The sequence below is a fragment of the Streptomyces sp. NPDC031132 genome, assembly GCF_055570595.1.
The window spans coordinates 12942-24413 of sequence record NZ_JBVIGX010000012.1; the positions used below are offsets into that span (position 1 = coordinate 12942).

13 protein-coding genes are annotated in these 11472 nt (G+C 69.7%); 10 read left to right on the forward strand and 3 right to left on the reverse strand.

The window, feature by feature from the left end; translation table 11 throughout:
• The first annotated feature begins 393 nt into the window (after positions 1–393).
• The 3 genes from ACZ49B_RS19490 to ACZ49B_RS19500 all read left to right on the forward strand — a co-directional run bounded on the left by ACZ49B_RS19490 (position 394) and on the right by ACZ49B_RS19500 (position 2043).
• Positions 394–1023 (forward strand): hypothetical protein, encoded by a 630-nt coding sequence (locus ACZ49B_RS19490; RefSeq protein WP_468307310.1) that lies wholly within the window; start codon positions 394–396, stop codon positions 1021–1023.
• Between the two features lie 221 nt (positions 1024–1244).
• Positions 1245–1652 carry an STAS domain-containing protein gene (locus ACZ49B_RS19495; RefSeq protein ID WP_468307312.1) on the forward strand — a complete coding sequence of 136 codons (408 nt, stop codon included), beginning with the start codon at positions 1245–1247 and terminating at the stop codon, positions 1650–1652.
• Positions 1653–1719: 67 nt separating this feature from the next.
• Positions 1720–2043 (forward strand): hypothetical protein, encoded by a 324-nt coding sequence (locus tag ACZ49B_RS19500; RefSeq protein WP_468307314.1) that lies wholly within the window; start codon positions 1720–1722, stop codon positions 2041–2043.
• Between the two features lie 199 nt (positions 2044–2242).
• Here the strand turns inward: ACZ49B_RS19500 and ACZ49B_RS19505 are convergent, their stop codons facing one another.
• Entirely contained in the window at positions 2243–2635 is a 393-nt protein-coding gene (locus ACZ49B_RS19505; RefSeq protein WP_468307317.1) for a hypothetical protein, read from the reverse strand.
• Positions 2636–3089: 454 nt separating this feature from the next.
• Positions 3090–4493: an SMI1/KNR4 family protein gene (locus tag ACZ49B_RS19510; RefSeq protein WP_468307319.1), complete on the reverse strand. Its 1404-nt coding sequence runs from the start codon at positions 4491–4493 to the stop codon at positions 3090–3092.
• Between the two features lie 329 nt (positions 4494–4822).
• Between ACZ49B_RS19510 and ACZ49B_RS19515 the strand changes: the two genes are divergently transcribed.
• The 7 genes from ACZ49B_RS19515 to ACZ49B_RS19545 all read left to right on the forward strand — a co-directional run bounded on the left by ACZ49B_RS19515 (position 4823) and on the right by ACZ49B_RS19545 (position 10674).
• Complete coding sequence (locus ACZ49B_RS19515) at positions 4823–5284, forward strand: RICIN domain-containing protein (RefSeq protein WP_468307322.1); 462 nt, start codon at positions 4823–4825, stop codon at positions 5282–5284.
• Positions 5285–5783: 499 nt separating this feature from the next.
• Positions 5784–6011: a phosphatase PAP2 family protein gene (locus tag ACZ49B_RS19520; RefSeq protein WP_468307325.1), complete on the forward strand. Its 228-nt coding sequence runs from the start codon at positions 5784–5786 to the stop codon at positions 6009–6011.
• A 353-nt stretch (positions 6012–6364) separates the two neighbouring features.
• Positions 6365–6784, forward strand: coding sequence for a phage holin family protein (locus ACZ49B_RS19525; RefSeq protein ID WP_468307328.1), 420 nt, complete (start codon positions 6365–6367; stop codon positions 6782–6784).
• Positions 6781–7254 (forward strand): DUF3618 domain-containing protein, encoded by a 474-nt coding sequence (locus ACZ49B_RS19530; RefSeq protein WP_468307330.1) that lies wholly within the window; start codon positions 6781–6783, stop codon positions 7252–7254. The genes ACZ49B_RS19525 and ACZ49B_RS19530 overlap by 4 nt, the downstream gene beginning before the upstream one ends.
• The gene (locus tag ACZ49B_RS19535) at positions 7251–7514 is read left to right on the forward strand and encodes a DUF4235 domain-containing protein (RefSeq protein ID WP_468307333.1); all 264 of its coding nucleotides are present in this window, start codon (positions 7251–7253) and stop codon (positions 7512–7514) included. The genes ACZ49B_RS19530 and ACZ49B_RS19535 overlap by 4 nt, the downstream gene beginning before the upstream one ends.
• Positions 7515–8052: 538 nt before the next feature.
• The gene (locus tag ACZ49B_RS19540; RefSeq protein WP_468307335.1) at positions 8053–8523 is read left to right on the forward strand and encodes a hypothetical protein; all 471 of its coding nucleotides are present in this window, start codon (positions 8053–8055) and stop codon (positions 8521–8523) included.
• Positions 8524–9156: 633 nt separating this feature from the next.
• The gene (locus tag ACZ49B_RS19545; RefSeq protein ID WP_468307338.1) at positions 9157–10674 is read left to right on the forward strand and encodes a P-loop NTPase family protein; all 1518 of its coding nucleotides are present in this window, start codon (positions 9157–9159) and stop codon (positions 10672–10674) included.
• A 436-nt stretch (positions 10675–11110) separates the two neighbouring features.
• On the opposite strand, the gene ACZ49B_RS19550 is transcribed toward ACZ49B_RS19545, so the two are convergent.
• On the reverse strand, positions 11111–11425 hold the full coding sequence (locus ACZ49B_RS19550; protein WP_468307341.1) for a hypothetical protein: 315 nt from the start codon (positions 11423–11425) through the stop codon (positions 11111–11113).
• Between the last annotated feature and the right edge of the window lie 47 nt (positions 11426–11472).

The following is an 11472-nucleotide window of genomic DNA, read 5'->3' on the forward strand; positions in this document are numbered from 1 at the left end:
CCCTCCGTCGACGGGCTACACTTCGTCCCCGTCAAGTGCATGAACACCGACCCCTCCCGCGTCCCTTCGAGGAGGGCGAGAAAGAAGGCTGACACCGCAGCAGGCGGTGGATCGCGAGTGGTGGGCATGCTGAGCATGTGATCTCCCCTGGTCGATCGGGGTTCGGTCCCGGCCGTCACGGCTTGATGCCCCGGGCGGCGATGGATTTCCCGGGCTGCCGAGGCGGGACGGCTGCGGGCTGGTCGTCGTGGTACGCGGCGGGAGTGCCCGGGCCCCCTGGTGCGGGCCCTGCGGGCCGGGGATCATTCGGTGGGCAAGGGGCCGTTGACCGAGCAACGGCACCCAGGTTTGCCGAGGGCCCGGTTCAATCGGGCCGGGGGGGGGGAGGCGCGCATGACCGGCGGGGAACAGCTCAACTGGGCGGGGATCCTGCAGTTCGACCAGGAGCGGGGGCTGGAGAGCCGTCGGCACGACGCGGCTGCCGCCGGCCTCCGGGGGGACGCCCGGGCGCGGGCCCAGTACCTCCAGGAGGCCGCCCAGTGGGAGATGCTGCCCAGGCTCTGGGAATTCGGGGTCCAGCTCACCGAGGACGAGTACCAGGACGCGGGGCGGGTGCGGTCGTGGATGGCCCACGAGCAGGCGGCGGACCGGGACAGAGTCCTGTCGCGGTACCCGTCGCCGCCGGGCTGGAGCCCGGACCCGCACATCAGATACTTCTGGTCCCAGGACGGCTACCTCATGTACGTGACGACGACCCGCGACGACGGCCGGTTCGTCGCCAACCACGGCTTCCTGACGCCCGAATGGGCCGACCGGCTCCGCCGGGACATGCCCCGGCTCGCCCACCTGGTGACCTTGTACGAGAAGAACCAGGAGGCGGGCCGGGGCCACGAGGGAGCCCCGGCCGGCACGCCCCTCGTGGGAGTCTCCCCGCCGGAGCCGCTGAGGCTGTGGCGAACTCGTGTGGAGGGCGTACTGCGACGCAGGGCTGCGGAGCAGGCCGGAACGGCTGAGGCGGGGTGACCGGGCGGCGGCCCGCTGCCGAACACGGAGGCTCCCACCTCCTGTCACACTTTCGGTCCGTCGCTGAAAGAACCGAGCAGGCAACGGTTCAGCCCCCTCTCGGTGCAACCCGCCCGGGCCCGAGTGCCGGCGCTTCAGCGCGTCGCGCACCATGTCCTCGCCGCGGCGCGGCAGGATGGGGCCCCGTGGGTCCGGAGCCTTCGGGTGACGGGAGCAGCACATTGATCAACGTTGACGTCCAGCGCTGTGGCAGCTCGATTCTGGTCAGCGCCACTGGGGAGCTCGACGAGGGTGCGGGAGAGGTGCTCCAGCGGGCGTTGGACCGCGTAACGATGGACGAGCGAGATCTCCTGGTGGACCTGCGCGCCGTCGCGGCCATGGACGTCGACGGCCTGCTCCACCTCCTGAACCTCCACCGGCGCGCAGAACGCATGCAGCTGCGGGTCATGGTCACCGGCTGGCAGCCACAGCCACAGCAGTGCATGGCTACCGTGGCCGGCATCCCCGGGCCCAGAGCGGCCACCGGGGAGCGCTACGCCCTGGCAGGCTTCCGTCGACTCCTCGAGGAGAAGGCGCAGCGCACACGGGAGCGCTCCGACTTCGCCGACGGCTGGCTGCCGCGCATCTAATGCCCTGACCACGTACGTTCACCGGCTTTGAGCTGGTGCAGGCATAGGGGCTGAGTACTCTCGGCTCGTGGAAGATCGCGAGCAGTACGTGAGGTATCAGCAGGACCGGACGGTGCTGGCTGCGATCGGGGCTCATCTCGATCCCCAGATCGGTCGGATCAGCGTGCGGTTGCCACGTCCCGTGGCTGAGTCTGCCGTCGCGGCCTGGGAGCGCGAGGAGCTGGGTGGGGTCGGCCAGGAGAGCCGCGAAGAATACGAACTGCGCGATGATGCCGCCGAGCTGGCCTTCATTGGCTTGGCGATCAGCTCGCGCGGAGTGTGGGACACCGAGGAGGTCGTCGTCGATCTGGACGTCGTCCAGATCGCGGCCGCGTTGCGGGCTGCGCGGTAGGTCAGGCCGCAGCAGCGCGCCCAGTCCCGCCGCCACGCCGAGCTCGCCACCGGCGAGATCACCGGCCCCTACCCGGCCTCCACGGAGGGCCGGCGGGACTGACGGGACCCGAATCCAAAACCACGTTCACACACGCAGGTGGCAAATCCGATGCTCAGAATCGGCCGTACCCCAACGGCAGCCACGGAGTACTCCGTCCCTACTTGCCGTCTTCCCGGGCCTCGTAGTCTGTGAGGCCAACTCTGAGGAGGGACGGGACGAGGGCGTGCAGGTACCAGGCCAGGTCGGTGAATCGCGGCTCGCCCGGGATGCCTCGGCGGTAGATCGTGGGGAGGAAGGAGACTTCCCTGCGCTGGGGCTGGAGCACAAGCATGCCGCCGGTCCCGCCCTGTGGGTGGTACACGTTCAGAGCCACGCGGTAGGGCAGGTTCGCCGTGGCATCCAGCTCCGCGACCACGGCGTCGAGGCGATCGGGGGTGCTGTCGTACCAGTTGTGCATGTCGTCTGCATCATTGACGATGTACGAGATGTAGCCGGGACGCTCCTCGGCGGACCAGCCCGCGAGGGTGAGCACCTCCAACAGGGCGCGCATGGTGGTTGGGTGCTGGAAGGTAAAATCAATGTCCGCTTGTCGGTTTCCCACGTGCGTCTCCGGGCGCTTGATCAGTCGCGTCGCATACTCCCCCGCTGTGCAAGGTGCCGTCGACCCGATTTCCCTTGGGACCGCCGCTCCAGCCGTCGGGGAGCCGACGCTTTGACTGCACCCCGCGCTTGAGCCGGCCGGTTCCTCGGTCGGCTACGGGACCGGTTGCGAGCGTCGGGGTTCTCCACCCTGGGTCAGGCCAAGTGGGATGCGCAGGGGCCAACCATCGTGCTCAAGGGCCAGGTAGGGCGCTCAGTCAGACTCATGTGACTGTGCCCCGTAGATGGCCTCTCCGGCCATCTACGGGGCACAGTGAGAAGATCCTGTTCGGAGCGCAGCGGTCCCCTGGTCATGTGGCGAGCGGCCGGGTGCGTCCCTTCGACGCGTCGCTCGCCCTCGCCGGCTACGCCGGCGTTCCGAGTTCTCCTTCGAGGATTGTTTGGATGATCTGGGGCCGGTCCCAGAGGGCCAGGATCTCGTTCGCGATGGCCACGATCGGCAGGGGGTCCTGATTGCCATGCACCGTGATGGCTGCGGCCGACAGGCTGCGCGGTACGGCTCCGGCGTCCAGGAGGACCTGCCAGTCTTCTGGGCCAAGTTCCAGGAACTCCAACCCGGTGAGCTGGGTGATCTCCAACGGGTCGGCCAGGGTGCCGGGGTAGGCGGTGAGGGTGCGCAGGCGGGGCAGTCCGGTGACGGGGGCGAGGCTGAGCGGCGCGTCGTCCCACACGCCGATGGACAGGGCCTCCAGGCCAGGGTGCGCGGCGGCCTGGAGGCTGGGCAGGCTTGCGATGTTGACTCTGGCAACGGCAGGTGGACGCTGCTCTCGGGGTCCGCTGGGCTCCGCGCCGAGTCGGCCCAGCACCAGGTCGGTGAGGGAGTCGGCAACGAGTGCGGCGCCGACACTCTCCTCGTGGGAAAGCATGATGACCTGGCCCGTGTGTCCGCGGGGGCCAGGTGTCAGATCGACGGCCAACCGGTCTCCGCCGCCATTGTCACCGAAGGCGATCCAGCCGGGTGATCCGACGAGGCCCTGCACCATGGCGTCGGGCCTGGTGACGACCGCCTCCATCGCCGCGAACTCCCAGCGACAGTGACGCGACGCCGCGTCGGCGACGTACAGGCTGTCGAGATCGAACAGCTCGCAGCCGACCGCTGCACACTCGCGTATCGCTGCCTCGTCGTCGTCACCCAGATCCTCCCAGCGTGCCCGTGTCACCCGATAGAGGACCTTGAGCTCGTCGGGCAGCGCGACGCCCAGGCGCGCTTCGGCGGCGGCAATCTCCTCCTCCGTCGCGCCGATGGCGTGCGGCAATCGCTCACGCAGCGTCCGCTCCAACAACTCCAGGTCCACCGAAGAGGCCGGCGCTGCCCCAGGTGCCGGTTCAGGCAGACGGCGCCAGGGCTCGGGGAGAGATCCCTCCACCAAGATGAGCGCACCCGGGTGCGGGGTGCCGATGCCAGGTTCCACAGCGGGGCTGGGCCCCAGCAGGCGGAGCACGGTCTTCCCGGCCGGATGTATCTCCGCCGTGAACGAGACGTCGTCGACCCCAGCCTGCGCAAGCGCGCTCTGCACCCGCTCCACCGCGTCGAACTCCTCCCGCATGTCCTCCACCTGAGCGGCCTGGCCGGGCGGTGGCATCCGTCGCGTCAGAGCCAGACTCCAGCTGCCTCGGCCTATACGTCCTGCCACTCGAACGGACCTGGCAACGTGCTTCCGCGCCTGATCGGCCATCAGGAGCCGCAGCACCGGTTCCCAGGTAGCGAAGTCGCTTATCGATGCCGTGGAGAGCCTCTGATCAACCATGCGCAGACCGTACGCGGGCTCGCTGACATCGGAGACACCAGGCCCACACGCCGGGGCACCAGCCACGCCACGGGCCAACAACCGTGCTCAAGCCAACTACGGCACTCAAAGGCCAACTGTCGTGCTCAGTCACGACCGGTGTGACTGAGCGGCCTACTTGGCCCGTGCGGCCAACTACGGCGCTCAGCCTGGAAGCCTCCTGTCCCCGCCCGACGTGCGGAGGTTGACCCGGTAGCCCCTCGAATCCGTCGTTGGCCCACCCCGGGGCCGGCATGGGCGCTTTACTGTTCAGCGTCATTGGTAGCACCGGGCGAGCGAGGGAGACGGCGATGCTGAAGAGAGTTCTCGCAGTGAGCGCGGCCGCTGTGCTTGCGTGTGGCCTGAGTACGACGTCGGCAAACGCGGCCTCGGAGTACGTGCACTTCAAGAACGTGGCCACGGGCCGCTGTCTGGACTACCGGGCCGACTACGGGCTGTATGCGACCGACTGCAACGGTGGCGGTTATCAGACCTGGCTGGTGAACAGCGCAGCCTTCGAGCTCTCCGCCATGCGGCAGAACGCGGGCGACCGGCTGTGCCTGGTGGCCCGTAATGGTGTGGCCACGATGAAGCCGTGCCTGTCCACCGACCCGGCAGCCCTGTGGTTCTTCGGCCCCACGGCCGCGGGGTTCACGCTGATCAACCATGTGACCGGCACCTGTCTGGGCGAAGGGGCGACCGCCAGGCACGCCGTCAAACTCGTCGAGTGCTCAGGCGGCAACTCCCAGCTGTGGGTGTGGCAGAGCGCCTGACTTTCTGCACGGCCGGACGAGTGCCGAAACGGGCACCCGGAGCAGGAGCGGGCCGTGTCGGCCCACAGATATCAGTGAGCCACAGCTCGCTGCCCGCTCCTGCGGGTACCAGCGACAGGCGAACTGATATCAGTGAGCACTGACTCGCTGCCGCTCCCTGCCGTACGCGGTCGTCCCGGCCGCCCTAGTGGATACCGCGGTGGCTACGCCGTATCCGCCGTTGCCAGAGTCGTTCCACCGCAGGATCGTGTGACTGAGCGGCCTACTTGGCCCGTGCGGCCAACCACGGCGCTCAGCCAGAAGCCGCCGAGCACACGAAGTTGTGGTGGGCGGCCGGCGGGGGCGGGCGGGGACGCAGGGCCGCATCCGCCGGCATCACGGCCATGGCGGCGGCGGAGGTGCTGTCGAACGGGGTCGCGAAACAGCTCGTGGAGCGGCGCCGGCCGCCCGAGAGTGGATCCCGCACGACGATGTCGAGGACCGGCCCGACAGCTCCTCCTTGCCCTCCGGGCACACCGCCGCCGCCGTGGCCTTCACCGCAGCCGTCGCGTCCTGCTGGCCATGGGCCGGCGCCGCATGTGCTGTCCCGACCGTGCTGGTGGCACTCGAACGGCTCCACAGCGGCGCGCACTACCCCTCCGACGTCGCAGCCGGAGCCGCCGTCGGCGTGGCCGCGGCCGCCGTCGTCCGGGCGACACCCCGCCTCCTGGTGCGCCGCTTGGGATGAATGACCACCACCGCAGGCGGGTGACCGGTTCCTTGAGGGGTAGGCGCGCCGTGACAACAGCGTGCACATCAACCCGGGAGGGGTCTGCGTGGCAGCGCGTTTCGACGACCGGCACCGCAAGGGCTATCGCTTCGTTCTGATCGCAACGCGACCAGCGAGCACTACGAGACCTACCGGTTTTGCCTGAACGGCATCGCTCCGTCAAGCGCAACGCCGATGCCCCCATACAGGACGACACCGGCCCCCAATTGGGGCCGTGGAGCGGCGTGGCGCCCCACCGGCGATACGAACGGCCGCCATCGTGCAGCCACCGCGCCATAACGGACGAACCATGCGGAGAAGGTGAAGCACAGATGAGCGCCGTTGGACGGCACCCGGACCACACCAGCCCCGAGGAATCGGTGGGCGACCTCGTTTCCCGGGCGTCGCAGCAGATTTCGGAGCTGGTCCGCGAGGAGATGCAGCTGGCCCGGGCGGAGATGACCCAGAAGGGCAAACGCTTCGGCGTAGGCGGCAGCCTGTTCGGCGGGGCCGGCTTGGTCGGCTTCCTGGCCGCGCAGGCCCTGGTCGCCGCCGTCATCGCAGCCCTGGCTCTGCTCCTCCCGGTGTGGGCTTCGGCCCTGATCACCGCCGCCCTGCTCGCGGCCATCGCATCCGTGATGGCCGCGGCCGGGAAACAGCAGATCGCCAAGGCCGGCACCCCCACTCCGGAGCAAGCCATCGACAGCGTCAAGGCCGACGTGGCCGAGATCAAGGAGGCAGCGCACCGATGAATACCCCTTCCCCCGGCGACAAGGACGCCACGCCCACTCCCGAGGAGCTGCGCGAGCAGGTGGCTCACACCCGCGAGGAGCTCGGCCGGACCGTGGAGGCGCTGGCAGCCAAGGCCGACGTCAAGGCGCAGGCCAAGGAGAAGGCGGCCGAGATCAAGGAACAGGCCGCCGAGAAGGCCCACCTGGTGAGCGACCAAATCCACGACAAGGCGGCGCAGGCCACCCAGCTGCTCAAGGACAAGACGCCCGATCCGGTCCTGGACAAGGCAGCCCAGGCCGCGACGCAGGTCCGCGACGCCGCGGCCCGGGCCGGGCAGCTCGCCGCCGAGAAGACCCCGGACCCGGTCCGCGAGAAGGCGGGGTCGGCCGTGACCACGGCGAAGGCCAACCGCACTCCCCTGATCGCCGCGGCTGCCTTGTTCGTCTGCTTCCTGCTTGTACGCCGCAGCCGCAACCGCAGGTGCCGATGAAAGCATCCAAGATCGCCTACAAACCGGTCGGCCTGGTCCTCGGCGCCGCGAGCGGCATGATCGCCGGCGTGGCTTTCAAGCAGGCGTGGAAAATGATCGGCCACGACGACGCCCCTGACGCCACCGACGAGCACCGCACCTGGCAGGAAATCCTGATCGCCGCAGCCCTGCAAGGCGCGATCTTCGCCGTCGTCAAGGCCGCCGTCGATCGATCAGGCGCCGCCGCCACCCGTCGCCTGACCGGCACCTGGCCCGGCTGAAGCATCCGAGGGCGGCGCCGGCCTCGCCGCGAGGATCGGCGCCGCCAGGCCCCTGTGGAAAACGATGGAGGAAGCCGTGGCCGCGCACCACGGGCTGCACCTCACCGCCGCCGCTCTCTGGTCGTCCGCCGGCGGGTCACCCGCCCGGTGCGTGACGCCCTCGAGGCCGGCGCCGCCAAGGCCCCCTGGCGACGCACAGCTCCCCCACCCGACAGCGCGGACACCGCCCACGATCGGGTGGCTGAGCTGCACACCTCATTCCTGGACTCGAGCCTGCGAGAACTCGCGCCCGCGAGAAACCGACGCCCACCTCGAGCAGTACTGGGACAGGACCACCTCGCCGTACCCGCACCGCGAAGGCGAGCGCTGTCACGGGTAGAGGCCGGGCGTCATCCCGCAGCCCGTCATCGGCTCGCACCGGCCGCAGCTCCTCATCGGCAACGGACGGGTCATGTGGCTGACACCCGGGGCGGGTATCACACGCTGCTCCGGGCACACGAGACCTATGCACGGACAACACGCGCGTCCAAAGAGCACGGTGTTCGGCCCAGCCCCCACAGCCCCGGCGCCGCTGCCCGGGCACGTCGGCGCCAAGCCCTCCCGCCGAGGGAGTATCACCGGCCGCCTGCGACTCCAGCTCCTCGTCTACCGGGCGATCGACTTCCTCTCCACACACATCCCAGACCACTCCGGGCCGGGCGAGGAATGCCTGCTCCTTGTCCATGGGCGCCAGGTCGTCGGCCAAGTCCACTACCGGATCTGCTCCGACTGCGCCCAGGGTGTCATCACCGCCCTCGTCCTCGACGAGCGTTTTCACAGGACCGGATTGGCCAACCGGGCGCTTTCACATCTGCGCTCCCGCCACGCGGGCCTGGCCTGGCGCAGCACCCTGAGCATGCGCACCACACGGGATCTCCTACGCCGGATGAGCATTCCCACCGTCCCCGCCGACACGCAGTGTCCCCACGCCTCCCCGGGGCTGCCTGACCCCACGCCCGTCAGCGGCTGACAGCGCCAACGAAAAACATACCTTCCACACGATTCAGTGCGCGCATGCCCAACTTCTGATGGGGGTTCTTGAAACGGATCTGCCCTGCGGACCCGGACACCCCCAGTCCGGGGCCAGCCCCCATGCGCCACCGGCGCAACGCTCGGCGCGCCCGGCCGCCGGTGCACGAGCCACCGGCCTCCATGACGGGGCCGACAGGACTCACTTTCGGATTGCTTTCACGTCGCAGCGGATCCCGCAACCAGAGCGCCGCACCATCACCGTCCGGCGGCGGTGTGCGGCCTGGCACAACCGCCTGGGTGCGCCGGTCTCGGGCCGGCCCCCGGCGGCTCCGGGGTCAGCAGCGGGTGCGTGCTGCCCGGACGTGGGCGGGGGTTGCTGATCAGGGATGTCGAGCGTCCGCGGGTGACGCACAGGGGGTGCGCAAGCTGCCGTCGACACCCCGCCGGATCAGCCGTTTGCTGGGCCGCGCTCGTCAGGGCGTCAAGGGCGTCGTGCCGAGCGGTGGCGTGCACCTTATCAGCAGTGGAGGAGGGAGCAGAGGGGAATGAGCGCTTCATCCGTATGGCGGCATCCGCAGTAGTAGCGTCATGTGCCTTCTGGACAGCGGACGCAGTCACTGGGGGGCGTTGCGTGTCGATCGCATGGGCGGGGAGCAGGGCGAAGTGGTGGGCGTCGGCGAACCGGCGAGGTGAGTACATCCATACCGTCGTCATCGGGGCCCGCAAAGTCGGCAAGACCACGTGGTTTCGCCGGCTGGCCGAGGAAAGGCCCACGGAAGTGACGCTCTGGAACGTCCGCCGCGTCGCCCGGGCCGGGTCTGTGGACGAGGTCTGGTCCGACCTGTTCCACGAAATGGGCATCATCCCCGGCCCTGAAGGCGATCCCCTGGAGGACCTGGAGGATCACCTCGACACGCTCGACCGCGGGCCCGCGATCGTGATCGACGACTGGGACGCGGCCGTCGACGGCCGGGGCGTGACGGTCCCTGACGCTTGTTACGAGGTCCTCGACCAGCTCATCAGATTCTGTTTGGGCCAGGCGACGACACGCAGCGGGCTGGCGTGCTTGGGGCTCGTTCTGCTGACGTCGCTGCCCGATGCAGCGGACCTGGAGTACTTCACCCGGACGGTGCAACGCCCCACCTTCGAGCGGTTGTCCAAGCTGGTGACCCGGTCCTTGACCCAGGACCGTTTCCCCATGCTGGACCATGCGGAGAGCACGGCACTGCTGATCCAGCTGGGCGTTCCCGCAGCCGAGGCGGATGAGGCGGCCCGGGCGTGCGGGGGCTGGCCCTGGCTGTTGGAGAAGGCCGCCGCGGCGGTGCGCGATCACGGCCGGTGGACGCCGGAGGCGGTGGAGGAGGTTCAGGAGCGGCAGCTGCCCGGACTGCTCGACGCGGGGCTGCTGCCCTGCCTCGCCGCCCGCCCCGAGGTCAGGGTCCGCCAGACCCAGCCGATCGACTACCTCAGGCAGGAGCTGGCTCGCGGGAGGGCGCCGGAGGCATTCGGCCTGCCCTCCTCGTTCGATGATCCGCAGCGTCCCGCGCCACTGGTGCACCGACTGCTGAACCGTGTGTTCCTGGTCGTCGACACGGAGAACCTGCGGATGCCGTTCCAACGCCATGCCGAGGTCCATCCCGACCGCTACCCGGACGGCTTGGAGGCCTTTCTCCAGCCCCACGTCCAAGCCTGGCTGCGCGGACTGCGTGAAAAGCACGACGTGTCCGAAGGGGATGTGTGGCTGGTCGGCCGCTCGCACCACCGTATCGACGCCACGGTGGGCGCGCAGACCAGCGGCGAGCGGCTCCATCTGCCCGAGGAACTCCGGGAGAAGGCACGGCGCACCGGGGACGGCAGCGATGACGCACTGATGACCGCGCAGGTCGCGCGGCGCGCCGAGCGCAACCCGCTGGCCAGATTCGTGCTTGCCTCCGGCGACGCGGACGCTCCGCTGATCCTCGAACTGGTGGGTGCCCTCGATCAGGTCACGGTCTGTACCCCGTGGCAGGCTTCCGGCAAGCTGCGCCCGCGACTACCCGAGGCAGAGCGTCTGCTCGAGCACACGTTCCCCGTCCCCCGGCCACCGGAAGTGTCGTCGGCCGAGCTGGCAGCGGCACGCCGTGCACGGGCGCGCGGTGAACGGCGGTGACGGGCGGCAGCGGGCCTGGGCAGGATGCCCACCGGCTGGCGGTGATCCGGCAGGGCAGGTACTCGTGCCAGCCCAGCCCCGCTGAACTGCAGCCGGCGTACGTCTCGGTGGTGGCGTGCTGGAGCCCGACGGAGACGCGGCTCGTGCTGGTCGACTCCGACCATCCATGCCTCACCGACGTGATCGTGGGCTCCGACCCGGTACCCCGGGAGGAGGTCCTGGCCCGGCTGCGCTCCCTGCCCCCTGCCGTGACGGCCGGGGCCGGCAGTGGATGGACCGCCCGGCTGGAGACGGAGACGATCACAGCGCCCCTCCGGTGCGCCGGTCGCCCGCCGACGCCGGTGCCCGCGTCGGCGCAATGGTCCAGCCCGGGCGTTCCCCTGACGGTGACGGTTCAGGCCGGTGACGACAGCGGTGACTCCTGGACCGTCGAATATCACTGCTCGGCTGGGGGACGAGAGGGAAAGGGGCCGTCCACACCCGCGGACGCCGCCGCCGAACTGCTCCAGCTGTTGACCGTCGTCGCCAGGACCTCGCCGGCCCCGTCGGCCATCGTGGACCAACTACTCGAAGGCCAGCCGCTGGGCGTGGTCACCGTACGGGGTGAGTCCGGGAACGTCGTGCGCCACCTGGGTTCAGGGATGCCCAGGAGCGCGTCGACCTTCGTGCGCACCGACGACTCGGCGGCCACCCGGTCGGCGGGATCATGCATGTCGTCGACGCGGGGGCGCCGGTACTCGGCTGCGTTCACAGACGGCTCGATGACGGCACGCCGGTTCTCACCGTCGGCGCACTGCT

Excerpts from the sequence above, each read along its gene's own strand:
- ACZ49B_RS19490 (WP_468307310.1), top strand. The coding sequence starts at position 394 with ATGACCGGCGGGGAACAGCTCAACTGGGCGGGGATCCTGCAGTTCGAC.
- ACZ49B_RS19505 (WP_468307317.1), bottom strand. The coding sequence starts at position 2,635 with ATGCGCGCCCTGTTGGAGGTGCTCACCCTCGCGGGCTGGTCCGCCGAG.
- ACZ49B_RS19510 (WP_468307319.1), bottom strand. The coding sequence starts at position 4,493 with ATGGTTGATCAGAGGCTCTCCACGGCATCGATAAGCGACTTCGCTACC.
- ACZ49B_RS19515 (WP_468307322.1), top strand. The coding sequence starts at position 4,823 with ATGCTGAAGAGAGTTCTCGCAGTGAGCGCGGCCGCTGTGCTTGCGTGT.
- ACZ49B_RS19525 (WP_468307328.1), top strand. The coding sequence starts at position 6,365 with ATGAGCGCCGTTGGACGGCACCCGGACCACACCAGCCCCGAGGAATCG.
- ACZ49B_RS19530 (WP_468307330.1), top strand. The coding sequence starts at position 6,781 with ATGAATACCCCTTCCCCCGGCGACAAGGACGCCACGCCCACTCCCGAG.
- ACZ49B_RS19535 (WP_468307333.1), top strand. The coding sequence starts at position 7,251 with ATGAAAGCATCCAAGATCGCCTACAAACCGGTCGGCCTGGTCCTCGGC.